This is a genomic window from Pseudomonadota bacterium (assembly GCA_023229365.1).
GTDB lineage: Bacteria > Myxococcota_A > Polyangia > JAAYKL01 > JAAYKL01 > JALNZK01.
In genome coordinates this window covers 1-19,880 of record JALNZK010000100.1, presented here as the reverse complement: position 1 = coordinate 19,880, position 19,880 = coordinate 1, and the positions used below count along the sequence as shown (strand labels likewise).

The window sequence follows — 19,880 nt, the reverse complement described above, 5'->3', positions numbered from 1 at the left end:
CCCCCGCGGGGAAGGGGCCGGGGGATGGTCGCTGCCAAGTCGCTTTACACCCCGCGCGGTGTTGGGTTACCAATTCCTAACACGATGATGGAAGAGCCCCGCAACAGCTTCGCCGCCACCGACGAGTACTCCTTCAAGGACCAGGAGCTCATGCTCAAGGTCCTCGGGCCGCACGGCGAGAACCTGACCGCGATGCAGCAGGAGCTCGGCGTCTCGATGGGGCAGCGGGGCGATACCGTTCGCCTGCGGGGCGACGCGGGCGGGGTCGGCGCGGCGCTGCGGCTCATCGACCAGCTCGCGCGGACGTGCCGCACCGGGCGCCGGATCCGGGAGGTCGACGTCGTGCGCGGCGCGAGGATCCTGGCCGCCGACCCCTCGGCGGTCCTCGACGACATCTTCAACGACGTCGTGCACGTCACCACGAGCAGGCGGCTCATCACGCCCAAGGGGCTCGCGCAGAAGAAGTACGTCGACGCGATCCGCACGCGGGACATGACGTTCGGCGTCGGCCCGGCCGGCACCGGCAAGACCTACCTCGCCGTCGCGGTCGCCGTGTCGGAGCTGATGAGCCAGCGCTACCGGCGCATCGTGCTCACGCGGCCCGCGGTCGAGGCCGGCGAGCGGCTCGGCTTCCTGCCCGGCGATCTCGCGGAGAAGATCAACCCGTACCTGCGGCCGCTGTATGACGCCCTGCACGACATGCTCGACGCGGATCGCACGCAGGCGCTCGTCGCCGAGGGCCGGATCGAGATCGCCCCGCTCGCGTTCATGCGCGGCCGGACCCTGAACGACTCGTTCGTCATCCTCGACGAGGCCCAGAACACGACCCGGGAGCAGATGAAGATGTTCCTGACGCGGCTCGGCTACTCGTCGAAGGCGGTGATCACGGGCGACACGAGCCAGGTCGATCTGCCCGGCACGCAGGTCTCCGGGCTGGTGGACGCGGAGCGCGTGCTCGCCGGGATCGAGGGCATCGAGTTCTGCCACTTCACGGGCGTGGACGTCGTCAGGCATCAACTGGTCCAGGAAATCATCAAGGCCTACGCCGAGCGCGGACGGCCCAACGGGAGCGACGGATATGAGCGGCGCGAGCCTGAATGAGTGGTTGCGGGGCCGCCTCGGAGCGAGCCTCGAGGAGAACGGCTGGACCGTGGTCGATCTGTCGTCCGGCGCCGTCATGGTCGCGGATCGCGACGACTGCGAGGCCGTGTTCGAGGCGCAGGGCAGCGCCCCGGTCGAGCCCGGGACGAGGCCGCGGATCCTCGTCGCGGACCGCGAGGACGCGGCGATAGGCGGCGTGCACTTCGCCCTGCTGACGCGGGACTGCTCGGCCGACCGGATCGTCCGCGTGATCCGCGCCGCCCACGAGCTCTACAGGCTCAAGCGCAGCGATCTCGAGAGGGAGCGGAGCCTCAGGCGCCGCGACTACGAGCTCAAGGAGCTCATCGAGATCGGCAAGGCCCTGAGCGCGGTCAAAAACATCGACGAGCTGCTCGCCGCCATCCTCGAGAAGAGCCGGCACCTCGTCGGCGCGGACGCGGGGAGCATCTACGTCGTCGAGGGCGACGGGGAGGACGTCTCCCGAAAGCAGCTCCGCTTCAAGATGTCGCAGAACGACAGCCTCGAGTACCGATCGCAGGAGTTCGTGATGCCGGTGTCCAGCCGGTCGATCGCGGGCGCCGCGGCCGTGATGAAGCGCTCCATAGACATCCCGGACGTCCGCCGCATTCCGGCGGACGCGCCGTACCTCTTCGACGCGTCCTGGGACGAGCGCACCGGCTACCGCACCTGCTCGGTGCTCGCCGTGCCGATGATCAACCAGGCGGGTGACGTGCTCGGCGTCGTGCAGCTCATCAACAGGAAGCGGAACCCGTCCGCGCGCCTGCTCGCGCCTGGCGACTTCGACCGCGAGGTCGTGCCCATGGACGCGCGCAGCCGCGAGCTCGTCGAGACGCTCGCCTCGCAGGCCGGCGTGGCGATGGAGAACGCGCTCTTGTACCAGGAGATCAACAGGATCTTCGACGGCTTCGTCCGGGCCTCGGTCCACGCCATCGAGCAGCGCGACCCGACGACCTCGGGCCACTCGTTCCGCGTCGCCGCGCTCACGCGGAGGCTCGCGGAGGTCGTGTCCGAGATCGCGGCCGGGCCCTACGCGGAGGCGTCGTTCGGGGCCGACGACCTGAAGGAGATCGAGACCGCGGCGCTCCTGCACGACTTCGGCAAGGTCGGGGTGCGCGAGGAGGTGCTCGTCAAGGCGAAGAAGCTCTACCCGCCGAACCTCAAGATCATCCGCGCCCGCCTCGACTTCATCCGGCGCTCGATCGAGAACGACCACCTGCAGCGGCGGCTCATGATGATCGAGTCCGGCACGCCGGATCAGGAGCTCGCGATCCTCGACCAGGCGTCGGCGCGCGCGCTCGCGGATCTCGACGAGTGCTGGCGCGTCATCTCGACGGCGAACGAGCCCACGGTGCTCCCGGCGGGCGACTTCGCCAAGGTGGAGGACGTCGCCGGCCGCACCTACTTCGATCTCGACGGGAAGCGGCGGCAGTACCTCGAGCCCGAGGAGGTCAAGTCGCTCCTGATCGCGAAGGGCAGCCTCACGGAGGAGGAGCTCGCCGAGATCCGGTCGCACGCCTCGCACACCATCTCCTTCCTGAACAAGATCCCGTGGGGGCGGGCGATGCGGCGCATCCCGGCGTACGCCGGCGCCCACCACGAGAAGCTCGACGGCACCGGCTACCCGGCCGGGCTGCGCGCCGAGGGGATCCCAGTGCCCTCGCGGATCATGGCGGTCGCGGACATCTTCGACGCGCTCACGGCGTCTGATAGGCCGTACAAGAAGGCGGTCTCGCTCGAGCGCGCGCTACAGATCCTCGACTTCGAGGTCAAGGACGGCCACATCGACGGCGAGCTCGTGCGGCTGTTCAAGGAGCACGAGGTCTACCGGGCCCTGTCGGCCTTCGGCGAGGGCGGGAACGGGTAGCGGATTCGACACCCGCAATGCTCGACCAACCGGATCGCCGCCTCCGCCTCGAGGCACACGCCGTGCCACGGGACCGGGGTTGTCGAAGGCAGCCGCAGGTTCAGCGGGCGGAGATCAGCATGACCAGGAGCGCGTGAGCGGAGCGTCCGCCGGCGCCGGGACGTCCGGACACCGAGCACCCCCCCCCGGGATCACCCGCGTCGGAATCGTCCGCCGGATCGTCTCCGCCATCCGTATCGCTGGCACAGTCCTCGTAGCCGAAGTCATCGACTTCGACGTCCACCGCTTCGGTATTGCTGCCGACCACCGTCTCGGCGAAGACCGAATAGGTGTAGGAGCCGGGGGGCACGCACCGATCGATCACCTCCCACACCTCGGCCCACTCGCAGCCCGCCGTGCACTCGGGCTGTCCGTCTCCGTCGCAGTCCGTGCACAGGGCGGGGACGTCGGCGCAGGAGATCCACGTAGGACAGATCTCGCAATCCTCGAAGCACTCCGGCGTCTCGTCCTCGTCGCAGTCCACGCACAGCACCGGGTGGGACGAGCACAAGTCTTCGAAATAGAACCCCTCCGGCTCGGAGTAGTAGCCGCAGTCCTCCGTCGGCTCCTCGCCCGCGCTCGAGAGGTTGTCGCCCTCTTCCAGATCCAGATCGATCCCCTCGCCACCGGCCGCGGGCTCCCGCCGCACGGAGAACGTCAGGCTCCCGCTCGCGGGGCTGACGCCGAAGGACACGAGCACGTCCTGGCCGGATTGCGCCACGACCAGATCCCAGATGCGGGCGGACGGGCCGTCGTTGGCCGCAGCCGGCTCCGGCGCGGCCAGCACGGCACCGAGCAGCGCGGCGGACATCGCCGTCGCCATTCTCAATCTCGTCATCGGCTTCCTCCTTCCAAGTGCGGCCGGGGCCCCCGAGCAGGGCCTTGACGCGGGTGCGGTCGGCCAGACCCGGGACGCGGCACGTGGCGGCCTGGAACTCGACGAGATCCCACTTGCCACACATAGCCATGAACGTACTTTCGTTCTGGCGAATTGATAGAACGCTTTGTTCATCCGTGTTCGACTAACACGAACGGCGCGGCGAATTCCTCGATTGTAGCGCCCATTTAGTTTGTCCCTGTCCCCGGAATCGGTTGACACGTCCGTCTTCCAAACGAGCAAACCGTGCCTCGATAGTATCTCCACGACCGCGCGCCGTCGAGCGGCTGCGATCTCCGTGCGCGAGCCGGCACCTGCCTCGAGCTCGCGAAGAATGGGGTCAAGACCCTCCACATGACACTTGTCCCGCCGAGAGCGTTGTCGCAGCGTGGAAGCGATGGGGGCACGAGTCGGACCCTGCCGCGAACGCACCATTTCGATTGATTAACTCGTGAACAATTCCGATTATCGGCAGCGCTCGAAGTGTCAAGTGGAGGGTTCTGACCCCCCTGTTCTGACCCCCCTGTTGACCCCCCTGTTTCCCGCGATCCCGGTGTCGTCCCCGGTTTGCGCGGACCGCACAGTCCGCTATTATCTCTCCATGTCGCGCAAACAAGTGATCGTCATCGTCGCCGCCGCCGTCGCCGCGCTCCTCGCGCCCGGGCTCGCGTCGGCGCAGGAAGAGGCCGCGGACGCCGGGGCACCCGGGGAAGAGGCCGCCCCGGACGCGGACGCCCCGGAGCCATTACCTGCGGAGCCGGTGCTCGACGAGCCGTTCGTCCCCGAGGAGCCGATCATCGTGCCGTACGACGACGGCGCCCAGCCGCCGCCCGCCTCGGCGGACCTCGACGACGGCAAGCCGTTCGCGAAGGGCGACATGGAGCCCGGTTTCGGGCTCGGCTTCCTGGGGTACGGCGATCTGTTCTACATGAGCATCGGCGGCTCCTTCGCCTACTACGTCGTCAACCGCCTCGCCCCCGGGCTCGAGGTGTCGTACGGGACCGACTTCGGGAGCGCCGACATCCCGGACAGCGTGACGCTCCTGCCGTTCCTCAAGTTCGTCATCCTGCGCAACCCGCGGTTCGCGCCGTACCTGATCGCCTTCGGCGGGCGCGAGTTCCAGTTCAACGGGTACAACGCGGCGCACTCGTGGATCGTCGGTGGCGGCGCCGGCGTGCACATCGGGATCGGCGAGCACGTCGCTATCAAGATCCAGTTGACGTTCCAACACCACTGGTACGACGACGCGGTGATCAGCGGCTACGACGACGACGCGTTGTACAAGGACGGAGACGGAAACAAATACCCGCCACCGTCGGGTTTCGACCGCGAGGATGTCGGTGGCTGGGATCCGGCCGTGGCCACAGACGGCACCCCGTGCCTCGTGAATCCGAGCGACGACACGATCTACACGTGTGCCACGAAGGACAAGAGCGACCTCACGCACGACTGGATCTTCCCGATCATCTCGGTCGGCATGACGTTCTCTTTCTGAGCCGCATGAAGAAGCACTCTCATCGAGCCGCCGTCCGCGCAGCGGGATTGCCTCGCGAAAGCTTGGAACGAGGCTGCCCGCGTCGCAGGCCGGGCGGCGACGAGGATCATTCGAAATGACGCTGAAAATCGAGACGATCGTGAACGGCCCGTTCCAGGAGAACTGCTACCTCGTGTGGGAGGAGGAGACGAAGCAGGCGATCTTCGTCGACCCGGGCGACGAGGCCGAGCGGCTGATCCGCACCGCGCGCTTCCTCGGCGTGGACGTGAAGGCCGTGTACAACACCCACGGGCACATCGATCACGCGGGCGCGGCGGCGGCCGTGTGCGAAGCGTTCGGCGTCCCGTTCGCGATCCACCCCGCGGACGCATTCTTGTTGGAGGGGATGCCCGAACAGGCGCGGATGTTCGGCCTCGAGCCGATGGCCGTGCCGCGCATCGGGCGCGAGCTCGCGGACGGCGGGATGCTCTCGGTCGGGAACACGGTCGGCGAGGTGATCCACACCCCGGGCCACACCCCTGGAGGCGTCTGCTTCCGTTTCGGCGACGTCGTCTTCGTCGGCGACACCCTGTTCGCGGGGTCGGTCGGCCGCACCGACCTGCCCGGTGGATCGACACGCCAGCTGCTCTCGTCGATCAAGGACAGGCTGCTCACCCTCCCGGACGGCACGCGCGCCCTGTCGGGCCACGGCCCGGCGACATCCATCGGAACAGAAAAAAAACACAACCCGTTTCTCGACGGCCGCTGGCAGTAGCCGCCGCGACGTTTCGTTGAGCCGTCGCGTCCGCCGTGACACACTGCAAGACTGCAACTACGCGACCCGAAACGACGTTGCAGTTCGCTTCAATATATGTTTTACAAAGGCGCGGGGTACGAGACAGCAGAGACTCCCCCTGCAGAACGGGCGTAGAAGATGGCGATGCGTTGCGAAGTCTGCGGCGCGCCGGTTCCAAGCGGAGCCGAACGTTGCGACCGTTGCCTCGAGGTCGCCCGCCAGTCCGCGCCCCCGACCGCCCGCACGGCCGACGGCAGGCCGATGACGCCCGTCCCCCTCGGAGGTCGGCGGATCACGGGCCGCCACCAGTCCATTCCGCTCCCATCGAACAAACGGAGCTCGAGCATGCCGACGAGCGTGCTGCTCGACGGCAAGTACCGGCTGCAGAACGAGCTCGGTCGCGGCTCCATGGGCACCGTGTTCCTCGCCGTGGACGAGATGCTGAAGCGCAAGGTCGCGGTGAAGTTCCTCCTCCCCGAGCTCGCCGACTCCGAGGAGTGCGGCGTGCGCTTCCAGCACGAGGCCGTCGCGATGGCCGCCATCCGCAACGAGAACGTCGCGCAGATCTACTCGTTCGGGAAGGACAACGGGGTCCCGTACTTCGTGATGGAGTACCTCGAGGGCGAGACGCTCGAGGATCTCGTCGACTCGCACAACAGGCGCGGCTTCTACATCCCACTCGACGACGCGGTCGACATCATGATCCAGGCGCTGAGCGGGCTCACGTCGATCCACCGCGCCGGAGCGGTCCACCGCGACATCAAGCCCGCGAACGTGATGCTCGCCGCCGAGCCGGCGCGCGCGGTGATCATGGACTTCGGCCTCGTGCGCGACGTCCGGTTCGAGGACGACGTGCGCTCGCTCGCCGGCACCCCGGCGTACATCGCGCCCGAGCTCGTCGAGGGGAAGCCCGGCGCGGACAAGTCCAAGCTCACCGACATCTACTCGATGGGCACGACGTTCTACGAGATGCTCACCGGCACGATCCCCTTCGGCGGGAACTCGTGGGTGGAGATCCTCCAGAAGCACATCGCCGAGCTGCCGGTGCCCCCGTCGGTGCGGCGCCCCGGCCTCCCGGACGCGCTGGACGAGATCGTCCTGCGCGCGATGTCCAAGGATCCGCGCGAGAGATACCAGGACTGCGAGTCGTTCATCGACGACCTCGTCGAGGTCCAGAGCACCCCGCTGCCGCACGAGCGCAGGCCCTCGCTGCCGCCGGACAAGGAGGGCGGCGCGGCGGGACGGCGCAGCGCGTCCGGCCGTTTCGCCACCGGGAAGCACCGGGCGTTCAAGTCCACGCCGTCCGGGTCGCGCGGCAAGCTGGTCGTGGCGGACGCGGACGCGGAGTTCAGGGCGCTCGTCCACGGGGCGGCCAAGGCGGCGGTCCCGGGCTGCCGCGTGCACTCGGCCACCGACGGCCCGATGGCGCTCGACGTGTTGCGGACCGTGAAGCCGCACGTCGTGGTGCTCGATCTCGACCTGCCCGAGGTCAACGGCGTCGAGGTCATCGCGACGCTCCGCGGCGATCCGGACATCTCGCGCACCGAGGTGATCGTCGCGACGGGCAAGGCCGGCCGGCGCGAGGCGGCCCTGCTGCAGGGCCTCGGCGTGCGCCACTTCCTGGCGAAACCCGTGGACGGGGAGGAGCTCGCCATTCTGCTGCGCCCGTACCTGGAGCGCCCGTCGATGCCTTCGCCGCCGCCGACCCGCTGAGGAGAGGCCTCAGCCTCCGGCCTTCTTCTCTTCTTCCTCCCGATCGCGCGCCGCGAGCGCGGCGACGAGCGCGGCCTTCACGGCGTCGAGCCCCTCGCCGGTCGCGGCCGAGCACACGAGGAGCGTCTCGCCCAAGCTCGCGAGCCCCGCGCGCAGGGCCGGCTCCGCGTCCCGGGTGTCCGGGAGATCCGCCTTGTTGAGCACCACGAGCCGCGCCCGCGTCGCGAGGCCCGGATCGAACGCCGCCACCTCGGCCCGGAGCGCTTCGAGATCGTCGAGCAGATCTCCCTCGCCCGCGGCGTCCTTGGCGAGCACGTAGAGGAGCACCGCCGTGCGCTGGATGTGGCGCAGGAATCTCAGGCCGAGCCCGGCGCCCGTGGAGGCGCCCCGGATGAGCCCGGGGATGTCCGCCATCACGAACGAGGCACCCCGGTCGATCTCGACGACGCCGAGGTTCGGCACGAGCGTCGTGAACGGGTAGTCGGCGATCCTCGGCTTCGCGGCCGACAGGCGGGAGATGATCGACGACTTCCCGACGTTCGGGAGCCCGACGAGGCCGACGTCCGCGAGCAGCTTGAGCTCGAGCCGTATCGTCCGCTCCTCTCCCGGCTCGCCCGGCGTCGCCTTGCGCGGCGCCCGGTTCGAGGGAGTCGTGAACCGCATGTTCCCCTGCCCGCCGGCCCCGCCCCGCGCGACGACGAGCTCCTGGTCGTGCGCCACGAGATCGCCGATCGGCGCGCCGCCGTCGGCGTCGAACACCGCCGTGCCCAAAGGCACGCGGACGACGAGCGCCTTGGCGCCGCGGCCGTGGCAGTCGCGCCCGCCGCCGTTGTCTCCGCTCCCCGCGATCAGGCGGTGCCGATACCGCAGGTCGAGCAGGGTGCTCAGGTTGCGATCCGCGCGCAGCGTGACGTCGCCCCCGCGCCCGCCGTCGCCGCCCGCGGGGCCGCCGTTCGGCATGAACTTCTCCCGCCGGAACGCGATCACGCCGTCGCCGCCGTCCCCCGCCTTCACGTACAGCGTCGCCTCGTCGATGAACTGCATGGCGTCAGCTCCGATCCGCGGCGCGGACAACGACGCGATCGCACGTCTCGCGGTGGATCTCCTCGGCGAGCCGCCGGGCCTCCTCGATCGGGTTCGCGACAAACCCTATCGGGAACCTCCGCGAGAGCGTGATCCTCCCCGCGGCGAACGCGGTCGATCGAATGACGGCCCTCCCGCCGAGCACGTGGGTCTCGGTCTGGACGGAGACGTCGCCGCCCTCGCCCTTGACGATCGAGTTGAAGCCGATGTCGATGAGCCGGCTCTTGAGCGCCGCCACGGGCGGGAGCTCCGCGTGGACGACGGCGTCCCCCTTCTCGAGGAGCGCGGCGAGGTAGGGCGCGAGCTTCTCCCCGCCGGGGCTCAACGCCACCCACTCCGTGTCCACCTGCGGCTTGACGTAGATCCGCGTGCTCCGAAGCGCCCCGGGGACGATCGCGGCGAACGGCGGCGGGCGCTCCCCGAAGGCCTTCCCGAGCGCTTCGATGCGCGCGAACGGATCCTCGCCGGCCGCGGCCGCCGACAGGAACACGAGATCCGCGCCCACGACGCCCGCGAGGTCGGCCGCCTCGTCGAAATCGTCCGCCGAGTGCACGGCGACCTCCCTGCCCGGAAGGAGCGACGCCGCGACGTCGGCGGCGTCCGGGAGATCGATGGCGATTAGCTGTGCGCTCCGCATCTCCAGGTTCCTCGGCTCGCGCTCCCTCCGATCAGGAGCCCTGCCCGGGGCCGCTGTACCTGCCGCGGCGGTACTGCCTCGGCGGCGGCTGGGTCTCGGCGATCGCCTTGCGCGGGTGCGCCTCGTGCCGCTGCTGCAGCGTGGGATCCTCGTCCGGAACCGGCTCGAGCGCCAGCGGCGGCGCGCCCGACTCGGACGCCAGCGCTTCCCGGAGCTCCGGGCTCTTGAGGTACGTCGACAGGTAGCTGTCCACCTCGCGCCGGATGTCGCGGGCGATCGCCTCGCGCAGCCCGTTCATCGTCCGATCGAGGGCGGTCACGGCGCCGACCAGCCCCTCGAGCCGCTCGGTGTTGTGCGCGATCTGCTGCGCCATCTGGCGCTGGACGTCGATCGCCCCGGCCTCGTGCTCGTCGAGCTCGTCCCTGTCGATCGACGACATCACGAGCTGCTCGACGATCTGCCGCAGCTCGGCGAGCTGCGAGAGCACCCTCTTCTCCATGCTCGTGAGCTTGAGCTCCGCCGCGTCCGAGATCGGCCGGCGGTCCGGGCTCAAGGTCGAGAGGTCGCTCAGGCGATCCGCGGACCCCGCGAACGGCGGCCGGCTCGACGCGATGCTCCGCCAGTCGTCCGTTCCCTCCGGCAGGGCGGGCGGGATGCTCGACAGGTAGCGGGCGATCGTCGGCGCGTTGGCCTTCGAACCGTCCTCGCCCTCTGCCGCGCCACGCACGCCGCCGTCGTCGGAGAGGCCGGGCGCGAGCCCGTAGCGAAGGGCGGCGATCCGATACACCTCGTTCGCGATCGCCGCGAGCGTCTCCTTGACGTTCTCGCCGCGGATCGCGGACGCCGGAAGCGACCGCCGCCGCCGGGGGTTCAACGCGCGCTCGAGCTCCTCGACGGAGCAGACGTCGTCGAGGTCCCGCTTGTTGTACTGGAAGACGAGCGGCAGGCTCTGGAGATCGATATCCTGCTCGGAGAGGTTCTCCGCGAGGTTCGCGAGGCTCTCGATGTTCACGTCCATCGCCGTGCGCTGCGAGTCCGCGACGAACACCACGCCGTCGACGTCGCGCAGCGCCGCCTGGCGCGTGCGGTTGTGCCGGACCTGGCCCGGCACGGCGTACAGCTTGAAGGCGGTCTCGATCCCGCCGATCTTGCCGAGCTCGAGCGGCACGTAGTCGAAGGAGATCGTCCGATCGCCGTCGGCGTCCGACGCCACGAGCTCGGCCGAGCCGCGCGTGCGCTTGCGCAGCTGCTCGAGGTTCGTCGTCTTTCCGCCCAGGCCGGGTCCGTAGTACACGACCTTGAACTGGATGAACGACCGCTGGAAGTCGATGTACGCCATGCTCCGCTCCGCCGGGTAGTCTACGGCCGAGCGCCCCCGTCCACAACCCGCCCGGCGTCGTTTTCCGCGTGCCCCTCGAGCGCCGCGAGGAGCCAGTCCGGATCGAGCCTCAACCTGTGCTTCACGGCACGGCGCGGCGCGCTGCGCATCGCGGAGACGAGCGGGCGGATCCGCGGCCGCCCCGCGTTGTCGGCGACGACCATCGGCAGCCCGGTGAGCGGGTCCGCGTCGAGCACGAGCACCGCGTGGTAGTGCTCCTCCCCGTCCTCCTCGCGCAGCCCGTGGATGACGAGCACGTCGCCCTCCTGGAACGCGCCTCCGTTCCGCGCGAGCGCGTCGGCCATGGCGCCGAACGACCTGAGCGGCGCGACGTCGCGCGGCGGCAGATCGTGGCGGAGGAGCGGCGGCCCCCCGCGCGCGGCGAACTCGAGGATCGACGGGATGTGCCGCCTCCAGAGGCCCGGGAAGACCGCGAAGTCCAGCGCGCCCGCCGTCCTGCGGGGGCGCCGCCCGCGCGGCTCGAACCAGGTGCCCGACGCGCGCTCCCAGACGTCGAAGACGAAGTCGATGCACACCTCGGGCGGGATCGGGTTCCCGCGGCGATCGAACACGGGGTACTCGTGCTCCCTGTAGAAGAAGCTCCTCTCGTACCTCTGGTACGCCTTGAGCCACTCGCTGCGGAGCACGCCGTCCTCCTGCTCGCCCTCGATCTCGTCCGACGGCTCGTCGAACCCAGGCCTCTCCGCGACCATGCGCGCCGCCGCCGCCCGCACGCGGCCGCGCCATTCCCGGAGCGCCCCCGCCCTCTCCCGCTCTGCCACGACGCGCGAGGGCTCCCCCTCGACGCACTCTACGACCGTGCGCGTCCCTTCCCGCGACAGGATCGCCCCGGTCGACCACCCCGAGGCGTACGCGAGGCGCACCGCCGCGCGATCCGCCCCGACGATCACGGGCGTCACCCGTTCCGCCCCGGTGACCGCGCGAACGGCTCCGAGCGCGAAGCTCCGCAAAGAGGAGAGCTCCGCCTCCGCCCGCGCCAGCCGATCGTTCAGGAGGAGATCGGCGCGCGCGCCGCTCCCGTCCACGTACACTTCGGCGGCCCGGGTCAGCCGCTCCACGCCCTCCCCGCGATCCCGGAACACGACCTCGTCGTCGAAGAGATCCGGGAGGCCGAGCACCTTGACGAGCGCGCTCGCGACGTCCGGATCCGCGGAGAAGAGGGTATCGCCGCGCAGGAGCGCCCCGCGCAGGAGCGCCCTGTCGCCGCGCGCGGCCTTGAGCTCCTGGCGCAGCACCCGCTCGGCGAAAGCGCCGGCGCCGTCCAGCCTGCGGCGGATCTCCGCCGCCCGGGGATCGGCCGGCGGCGCGGGGGCCGTCGCGTAGAGCACCGGCACGAGCCTGGTCTTGAGGACGATGCGCGGGAGGGCTTGATAGTAGCGTTCGACCTCCGGATCGGTGGGCGCGGCCGCCATCGCCTTCCGGGCCGCGGCGCACGAATCGGAGATCGCCGTCACGGCGTCGTCCGCGTTCGGCTCCTTTGTCTCGGTCTTTGCGGCGCTGCCGGGATCGGCCCGCCTTTCCTCGTCACCCCGCCCGCACTCGGCGCACGAGGCGGCGCAGGCCAACAGCGCGATCCACACCGCGCTCGCCGCCCTCGGCAACACCTACTCCGTGCCCATGAACGTGAACTTCGGCTCCGTGGCAGACGGCGCGGCCTTTGCCTCTTCCACGACGTCGGGCGGCGCGTCCGGATCCCCCTTGAGGATGCCCACGAGATCGTCGAAGGCGACCGGGCCGATCGCGAGCGCGGCCTCGTGGAGCTCCTTCTCGTCGAGCGCGTCCTTCGAGGCCGCCGCGACCTGCTCCCGGATCGCGCGCCAGCGCTCGAGCCCGACGAACGGCGTGGCGAGGGCGCCGGGGGCGAGCTTCGCGAGCGCCAACCGGTTCTGCGCGTACGCCGAGCCGCAGTAGGCGTCGCGCTCGAGGAGGGCGAGGGCGTCGGCCTCGCTCATCCCCTCGGCGTGCAGCCCCACGTCGACGAGCAGCTCGACCGCCGCCCTGAGCTCGAGGGCCATGGCGACGAGCTTCGCGCCTATCTCCTCCACGTCCTCGTTCGCGCTCCCGACGACCGCGAGCGCCGCGTACAGCCCGAACCCCTCCACGAAAGCCGCGTCGCCGAAGACGGCCCGCGCGGCCCGCCGCGTCTGCGGCTCGATCGCCGCGGCGCGCGCGAGCACCTCGCTCATCCCGGGCGAGGCGTACCGGGCCGCCTCGGCCAGCATCCACTCGCGGGACAGATCCGTGAGCTGGGCGGTCGGCGCGTCCCGGGAGACGAACAGGCGCGCGCCCCCCTTCGCCTCGAACGGCGGCACGGGCATGAGCGCGAAGATCTGGTGCATCGCGGCGAGCATCGCGGGCATCGCCTCCACGGCGGTCGTCGCCTCCACGGGCCGGAGGAAGCCCGCCTCCGAGGCGCGATCGCGGGCCTGTCCGACCGCCTGCGCCAGGCGATCCTCCGCGCCGGGGCCGGCCGGCCGCTGCGCCGAGATCTGGCCGATCACGAACCCTATCACCTTGTCCACCGCCGCGCCGTCGGTTCGATCCGATCCACCCTTCTTCGCCGGCTCGTCCTTCTTCGCCGGCTCGTCCTTCTTCGCGGCCCCGTCCTTCTTCGATGGGGCGGGCGCGTCGGCCTGCTTGGCGCCGAGCGCCGTCGAAGCGGGCCGCACGAGCGCGCCGTACGGGTTGTCGACGCCGCCCTTCTCCTTCTTCTCCGGGGCCGGCTTGGGCTTGTCCCCGTACGGGTTCTTGTATTCCTTCTCGAGCTTCTCGGACTTCGCCTTGGCCTTCGCCTCCTCCGCCTTCTTCTTCTCCTCCTCGGCCTTCTTCGCCGCGGCCTCCTCCTCGCGCCGCTTCTCCTCCTCGGCCTTCTTCGCCGCGGCCTCCTCCTCGCGCTGCTTCTTGTCCTCGGCCTTCTTCGCCGCGGCCTCCTCCTTGCGCGCCTTGTCCTCCTCGGCCTTCTTCGCAGCCGCGATCTCCGCCTTCGTCGGGCCGCAGATCTTCCTGTCCGTCTCGTTCGCCTCGCAGTACACGGGCTTCGCGAGCGCGTACATCTCGCGCTTCAGCTCCTCGACGCGCTTCTTGGCGACGGAGGCGATCTCTTCCGGAACCGCCGCGCCGTGCCACAGGAGCGCCATCTCCTCTCGGTACCCCTCGGCGCCGAGCCGGAACGTGCGCCTGTCCTTGCCGCCGGCGTCCAGGAAGCCCTGCAGCTTGGCGAGGGAGTCGAGCACCGAGCCCTTCATCCCCTCGTAGCTCTGCTTCAAGGCGGCGTCCTCCCCGATGCGGGCGCCGAGCTCGGTCCTCACAATCTCCACCGTGACGCGGTTGACGCCCGCCGCGGCCGAGAACTGCGCCTCGGAGCCGGCCTTCGTCATGCGCACGGCGCGATCGACGAACGACGGCACCCACTGGAGGCGCGCGAGGACGTCGGCGAGGCGCTCCTTCTCGGGCGCGTAGTCGACGGCGAGCGGGTAGTAGAGCGACTCCGCTAAGGCGGCCGCGTGGAACAAAGGGTTCTGCGTGTGCTCCTGGCGATCCTCCCACATCGCGAGCTCCGCCTTCATGGCGTCCTCGACGAGCCGCCGGTCCGCGCGGTCGTTGAGGCTCAGCGCCACGATCGCGACCTTCCGGTCGAGCCGGACGAGGTAGGATCTGACCGCCTCGACGCGCGCCGCGACGACCTCCTCCGAGAAGTTGGGGAGCTCGCGGTCGAGCCGAACGACCTCATCGTTCGGGAGCTTGTGCCGGTGGACCCCCAACCGCGTCGCGACGTGCGGGAAGGCGTAGAACATCTCCTGCGTGTACTCGAAGACGATCGCGCGCAGCTCCTTGGTCGCGGACTCGGTCGCCGAGAGCCGCTCCTTGCGATCCACGACGCTGACCGTGTAGCACGCCGTCGCGGCGAGCGCCGCCGCGAGGATGCACAAACGCGCCGGCCCGAGCCCGCGCCGGAACGTCGACCTGACACCGCGCATCGAAGACATCGGACCCCTCCTCGCATTGGTTCCCTGGGGACGGCGTGCGCCGCCGTCTCCACATGATGGGCGAAACGACGGCCCGGTTCAACCCCGCAGTGCTGCACCGCGCAGTGCTACACCCGAAGGAGCGGTCCGTCAGCGCGGCGGCTCGCGCGGGGGCAGGATCTCGTCGACGCGGCGCCGCAGATCGTCGTCGGCGAGGAACGCCGCCAGCTCCGTCAGGGTCTCGCGCACGAACCGGCGGTCGAGGCGGTCGCCCTGGCGGACCGCGATCGACTCGGCGTCCTCCATGTCTCTCGGCCGGCCGGCCAGGATCTTGTGGACCAGGAGATCGGCGGCCGAGACGACGGGCAGGTCGACGCCGCCCAGCGGGACCACCGCGGCCCTCGAGATCGCCTCGATCTCGTAGGGCGTGCCGGCGAAGATGAGATCCACTTCCCAGCCGTCCCGCGTCAGACGCAACGGGAGCACGCGCGTAGCCTCGGCGAACTCCATCGGCGACCCGACCCTCGGCGAGAATCCGCACGCCGCCGCGGCCTCGACGACGCGCGGCAGCTCGGCGACGTCCAGCGCGATCGTGACGTCCGCGTCCAGGGTCATCCGGGGGCGGCCGTGGATCGACACCGCGACGCCGCCGACGACCATCGCCGGGGCGCCGAGGCGCTCGAGCAGCGAAGCGAGGGCTTTGAACCGCTCCGGCGTCATGGCTGGGCGGGCCATTTCCGCGCCGATGCGCCCCCGGCGAGCCCCGCGAACGCGCGCTGCCGCTTCGCGACGAGCGCCACGCGGTCGCGGAAGTCGGCCTCGGCGAGCGGCCCCATGTCGTCCGGGACGCGGACGCCGAACAGGAGGTACGCGGACAGGAACTGCGCGTAGCCCTCCTGCTGCGTGAGGGCGGCGAGCGCCGCCGCGGCCTCGTCCCGTTCGAAGCGATGCAGCCGATCCCATCGGTTCCGCTCCGCGGCCCGGCTCGCGACCTCGCGGCTCGATGCGCCCTCGTTCATGAACCGAGTATACACGGGATACGGCGCGGATTGGAGCGCGAGTTGGCTCGCGCAGCGGCCTACGGCTGGCATTCGTACGCGCCCATGTCGACGGTCTCGATGCTGTCGCCGTCGCCGTCGACGATCCGTGGATTGCCGTCGAGGTCGGTGTCGGACTCAGTATCCGTGTCCGAATCGGAGTCTCCGGCGTCGTTGATGTCGTTGTTGTCCTTTGTGCCCTTTGAGCAGGCGGGGACAAGAACCCAGAGGACCGCGGCGAAGCGTCGGACACCCCGCAGTACTGCGGCACCGCGAGCCTTGACGCAATCGCGGCGCGCTGCATAATGGGTCTCACGCGGACCGGGGGTAAAGTGCCGGATGTCGGCACACTCCGGTTGCAGCGGGGTGGGTGGGAGCGACAAACCCGTAGCTTGCTCGGGTGTTGCTCCTTTGTCTTGAGCCACCGAGCCGCTGCGACCGGAGGTAACCATGACCGTCGTCCTCACCGGCAAGAACCTGACCATCGAACAGATCGAGGCCGTCGCCCGCCGGGGCGAGAAGGTCGCGCTCCACCCCGACGCCGTCGCCCGGATCACGGCGTGCCGCGCGTTCCTCGAGCAGCGGCTCGAGGCCCGCGAGATCATGTACGGCACGAACACGGGCATCGGCGAGTTCTCCGAGGTGATCCTCGACGACAACCAGGTCAAGGAGTTCCAAAGGTACCTCATCTACAACCACGCGGCCGGCATCGGCGAGCCGGCGCCCATCGACCACGTCCGCGCCGCGATGCTGCTGCGCGCCAACGTCCACTCGCTCGGCCACTCGGCCTGCCGCCCGGAGATCACCGGCACGATCGTCGAGATGCTGAACCGCGGCGTCACGCCCGTCGTGTGCACGAAGGGCTCGGTGGGCGCGTGCGGCGACCTCGCGCCGATGAGCCAGATCGCCCTCCTCCTCCTGGGCGAGGGCGAGGCGTTCTACGGGGGCGAGCGGCTGCCGGGCGGCAAGGCGATGGCCAAGGCCGGCATCCCGATCCCGGGGCTCAAGGCGCGCGACGGGCTCGCCGCGATCAACGGCTCGAACCTGATCAACGGCATGGGCTGCCTCGCGGTGTACGACGCCGAGCGCTGGCTCAAGCAGGCGGAGATCGGGGCGGCGATGAGCCTCGAGGCGCTCAAGGCGAACATGAAGCCCTATGATCCGCGGCTGCACCAGCTGCGCGGCTTCCAGGGCGCGGTCACCTCCGCCCAGAACCTCAAGCAGATTATGGCGGGCTCGGATCTCGCGTCCGGCAAGGAGAAGGTGAAGGTCCAGGACGCGTACAGCATGCGCTCGACGCCGCAGGTCGTGGGCGCGGCGCGCGATCAGCTCCGCTGGACCCGCAGCCAGCTCGAGATCGAGGCGAACGGCGTGGGCGACAACCCGATCTTCCTGCCCGAGGACAAGGTCGTGCTCACCGGCGCGAACTTCCAGGGATCGCCCATCAGCCTGCCGCTCGACTGCCTCGGCGGCGCGATCACGATGGTGTGCGTGCTCTCGGAAAGGCGCTTAAACCGCCTCACGAACCCGGCGCTCAGCGTGGGGCTGCCCGCGTTCCTCACCAAGGGCGCCGGCATGTACTCGGGCATGATGCTCAGCCAGTACACGGCCGACATGCAGATCGTCGAGCAGAAGATCCTCTCGACGCCCGCGTACGTCCAGTCGATCCCGGCGGCCGCGGACCAGGAGGACTTCGTGTCCATGGGGATGAACTCGGCGCTCAAGACGCGGCAGATCCTCGACGTCGCGAACGGCGTGCTCGGCATCGAGCTGATGGCCGCGGCGCAGGCGCTCGACTTCCGCACGTTCCAGCCCGGCAAGGGCACCCTCGCCGCCAAGAAGGCGATCCGCGAGCACGTCGAGTTCCTCGAGGTCGACCGGCCGCTCCACGTCGACCACAACAAGATGATGGCGCTCACGAAGAGCCTCGACATCCTCCAGGCGGTCGAGGCCGAGGTCGGCGAGCTCGCGACCTACTGATCCCCCGCGATCGGATCCTGACCCGGCAGCGTGATCTGCTCGACGAGGCGCTGCGCCTCCTCGAGCCAACGGATCTTCTCCTCGAGGGAGAGCGCCGCGAGCCGCTGGCGCTGCATGCGGGCGTGGCCGTCCCAGCCGCGCTCCCAGAGCCCGTCGGGCTCGCGCTCGTTGTCACCCATCCCCGCCTCCATCGCCGCGGATCGCGAGGAGCCGCTCCACGTCGTCGAGATCCTTCGGCCTCCCGGCCGCTCGCTTCAGCTCCACGAGGTCGTCGAGCGACGCGAACGGCGCGGCGACCCCGCCGGAAACCGCGCGGCGCGCCGCGCGCGCGTATGCGGCGGAGAAGTCCCCGAACGGCGGCGCCGCGAAGAGGTCGATCTCGGTGGCGGCGTGGGCGGCGCTCCACATCGAGAAGACGGTGAGCCCCTTTTCGCGGATCCACTCCTCGCGCTTGGCGGCGTCGGCGAAGTCGCGGATCGGAACCGGCGCCCGCGGCCGGTAGCCGAGCCCGTCGAGAGCGTCCGTCGCGGCGCGCAGGTTCTCGGGCGACATGTCGAGCACGAGATCCAGGTCGGCGGTGAACCGGACGTAGCCGTGCGCCACGACGGCGAGCCCCCCGACGACGAGGTACCTCACCCCCGCCGCGTTCAGCGCCTCGACGATCGCGACCACGCTGCCGAGCTCCATCGCGCCGGCTCCCTCCTCGGGGCCTACTTTAGCACATCGGCGCAGCGTGACGCGAAGTCCAGCATTCGTCGTGCCCGCCTGAGCGCACCGCCTACGCCCCGCGGGTTCCGGCGCGATCGTCGACTTGGAGGATGAGAAGACATCAGGCCGCATGCGGTGTGGTACGCTGAGGCGGATGCTCGCGAGGAAGGTGCCGTCTTGACGGATGAGGCTCTCTGTCCGAGGTGTCGCGCGGCGAACGCGGAGGGGACCGGCTTCTGCGGGAAGTGCGGGTTCAGCCTCGCCGGCACGACGCGGGCCGAGGCGCGGCCCGATCCCCTGATAGGCGCGCTCGTCGACGGGCGGTTCCTCGTCGAGCGCAAGCTCGGCGAGGGCGGGATGGGCGCCGTGTACGAGGCGGAGCAGACCGCGTTCGGCCGAAAGGTCGCGATCAAGGTCCTGCACCCGCACCTCACCGACGAGACCACGAACGCGCGGTTCCGAAACGAGGCGGCCGCGGCGTCCAGGCTCGACCACCCCAACACGATCACCGTCTTCGACTTCGGCGAGACCGAGAGCGGCTCGCTGTACATCGCCATGGAGCTCATCGCGGGCGCGGGCCTCGACGTCGAGATCCGGAAGCACGGCGCCCTCGAGTGGCGGCGCGCGGCGCGGATCGCGCGGCAGATCTGCGGCTCGCTCGCGAACGCGCACGAGAGCGGCATCGTGCACCGCGACCTGAAGCCCGAGAACGTCATGCTGCTCGAGCGCGACACCGAGCGGGACTTCGTGAAGGTCCTCGACTTCGGCATCGCGAAGATCGTGGAGGGCGACGGGACGGATCAGCGGCAGGCGCTCACCAAGACCGGGATGGTGCTCGGCACGCCCCAGTACATGTCCCCGGAGCAGATCCGCGGCGAGAAGGTCGACGCGCGCTCGGACGTCTACTCCGCCGGCGTCATCGTCTACCAGATGCTCACAGGCGCGCTGCCGTTCAGCGCCGAGACGCCGATGGGGCTCCTGACGAAGCACCTCTTGGACGCGCCGCCGCCCTTCGCGCGGTCGAACCCGGCCTGCCGGGTGCCAAAGGAGCTCGAGCGCCTCGTCATGCAGGCGCTCGCCAAGAACGCCTCTGAGCGGCCGCAGACCATGCACGAGGTGGCCGCGCGGCTCGACGCGCTCCTCGCGGCGACCCCGACCGCCCCCGCGGCGAGGAGGAAGGGCAAGG

Annotated in this window: 18 protein-coding genes; 7 read left to right on the top strand and 11 right to left on the bottom strand. The window is 70.2% G+C overall.

The genetic code is table 11. The features are described 5' to 3' along the window. Positions 1 to 84 precede the first annotated feature (84 nt). Together M0R80_24665 and M0R80_24660 are read left to right on the top strand one after the other, a co-directional pair. On the top strand, positions 85 to 1,101 hold the full coding sequence (locus tag M0R80_24665; protein MCK9462828.1) for a PhoH family protein: 1,017 nt from the start codon (positions 85 to 87) through the stop codon (positions 1,099 to 1,101). After that, positions 1,079 to 2,986, top strand: a complete 1,908-nt coding sequence (locus tag M0R80_24660; protein MCK9462827.1) for a GAF domain-containing protein — start codon at positions 1,079 to 1,081, stop codon at positions 2,984 to 2,986. Before M0R80_24665 ends, M0R80_24660 begins: the two co-directional genes overlap by 23 nt. A gap of 100 nt (positions 2,987 to 3,086) precedes the next feature. On the opposite strand, the gene M0R80_24655 is transcribed toward M0R80_24660, so the two are convergent. Beyond that, entirely contained in the window at positions 3,087 to 3,863 is a 777-nt protein-coding gene (locus tag M0R80_24655) for a hypothetical protein (GenBank protein MCK9462826.1), read from the bottom strand. A gap of 640 nt (positions 3,864 to 4,503) precedes the next feature. On the opposite strand from M0R80_24655, the gene M0R80_24650 reads away from it, so the two are divergent. The 3 genes from M0R80_24650 to M0R80_24640 all read left to right on the top strand — a co-directional run bounded on the left by M0R80_24650 (position 4,504) and on the right by M0R80_24640 (position 7,885). Beyond that, complete coding sequence (locus tag M0R80_24650; GenBank protein ID MCK9462825.1) at positions 4,504 to 5,397, top strand: hypothetical protein; 894 nt, start codon at positions 4,504 to 4,506, stop codon at positions 5,395 to 5,397. 115 nt (positions 5,398 to 5,512) lie between these two features. Further along, positions 5,513 to 6,151 carry an MBL fold metallo-hydrolase gene (locus M0R80_24645; GenBank protein ID MCK9462824.1) on the top strand — a complete coding sequence of 213 codons (639 nt, stop codon included), beginning with the start codon at positions 5,513 to 5,515 and terminating at the stop codon, positions 6,149 to 6,151. A gap of 165 nt (positions 6,152 to 6,316) precedes the next feature. Beyond that, entirely contained in the window at positions 6,317 to 7,885 is a 1,569-nt protein-coding gene (locus M0R80_24640) for a serine/threonine-protein kinase (GenBank protein ID MCK9462823.1), read from the top strand. Between the two features lie 9 nt (positions 7,886 to 7,894). On the opposite strand, the gene obgE is transcribed toward M0R80_24640, so the two are convergent. The 8 genes from obgE to M0R80_24600 all read right to left on the bottom strand — a co-directional run bounded on the left by obgE (position 7,895) and on the right by M0R80_24600 (position 16,389). Then, positions 7,895 to 8,929, bottom strand: coding sequence for a GTPase ObgE (gene obgE, locus M0R80_24635; protein MCK9462822.1), 1,035 nt, complete (start codon positions 8,927 to 8,929; stop codon positions 7,895 to 7,897). Between the two features lie 4 nt (positions 8,930 to 8,933). Further along, positions 8,934 to 9,605, bottom strand: coding sequence for a hypothetical protein (locus M0R80_24630; GenBank protein MCK9462821.1), 672 nt, complete (start codon positions 9,603 to 9,605; stop codon positions 8,934 to 8,936). Positions 9,606 to 9,636: 31 nt separating this feature from the next. Further along, positions 9,637 to 10,944 carry a GTPase domain-containing protein gene (locus M0R80_24625; protein MCK9462820.1) on the bottom strand — a complete coding sequence of 436 codons (1,308 nt, stop codon included), beginning with the start codon at positions 10,942 to 10,944 and terminating at the stop codon, positions 9,637 to 9,639. Positions 10,945 to 10,964: 20 nt separating this feature from the next. Then, positions 10,965 to 12,605 (bottom strand): hypothetical protein, encoded by a 1,641-nt coding sequence (locus M0R80_24620; protein ID MCK9462819.1) that lies wholly within the window; start codon positions 12,603 to 12,605, stop codon positions 10,965 to 10,967. Positions 12,606 to 12,608: 3 nt separating this feature from the next. Continuing rightward, on the bottom strand, positions 12,609 to 14,990 hold the full coding sequence (locus tag M0R80_24615; GenBank protein ID MCK9462818.1) for a DUF885 family protein: 2,382 nt from the start codon (positions 14,988 to 14,990) through the stop codon (positions 12,609 to 12,611). Between the two features lie 129 nt (positions 14,991 to 15,119). Further along, entirely contained in the window at positions 15,120 to 15,704 is a 585-nt protein-coding gene (locus tag M0R80_24610; GenBank protein MCK9462817.1) for a nucleotidyltransferase, read from the bottom strand. Further along, positions 15,686 to 15,988 (bottom strand): hypothetical protein, encoded by a 303-nt coding sequence (locus tag M0R80_24605; GenBank protein ID MCK9462816.1) that lies wholly within the window; start codon positions 15,986 to 15,988, stop codon positions 15,686 to 15,688. The genes M0R80_24610 and M0R80_24605 overlap by 19 nt, the downstream gene beginning before the upstream one ends. Positions 15,989 to 16,047: 59 nt before the next feature. Next, positions 16,048 to 16,389, bottom strand: coding sequence for a hypothetical protein (locus M0R80_24600; GenBank protein MCK9462815.1), 342 nt, complete (start codon positions 16,387 to 16,389; stop codon positions 16,048 to 16,050). 67 nt (positions 16,390 to 16,456) lie between these two features. Here M0R80_24600 and M0R80_24595 point away from each other — a divergent pair, with 67 nt between their 5' ends. Next, positions 16,457 to 17,986, top strand: coding sequence for an aromatic amino acid ammonia-lyase (locus M0R80_24595; GenBank protein MCK9462814.1), 1,530 nt, complete (start codon positions 16,457 to 16,459; stop codon positions 17,984 to 17,986). Here the strand turns inward: M0R80_24595 and M0R80_24590 are convergent. Together M0R80_24590 and M0R80_24585 are read right to left on the bottom strand one after the other, a co-directional pair. Further along, complete coding sequence (locus M0R80_24590) at positions 17,980 to 18,165, bottom strand: hypothetical protein (protein MCK9462813.1); 186 nt, start codon at positions 18,163 to 18,165, stop codon at positions 17,980 to 17,982. The genes M0R80_24595 and M0R80_24590 overlap by 7 nt on opposite strands. After that, entirely contained in the window at positions 18,158 to 18,826 is a 669-nt protein-coding gene (locus M0R80_24585) for a hypothetical protein (GenBank protein MCK9462812.1), read from the bottom strand. The genes M0R80_24590 and M0R80_24585 overlap by 8 nt, the downstream gene beginning before the upstream one ends. A 45-nt stretch (positions 18,827 to 18,871) precedes the next feature. Here M0R80_24585 and M0R80_24580 point away from each other — a divergent pair. Continuing rightward, positions 18,872 to 19,880 (top strand): serine/threonine protein kinase (locus M0R80_24580; protein MCK9462811.1); only part of this gene is annotated, 1,009 nt, incomplete at its 3' end.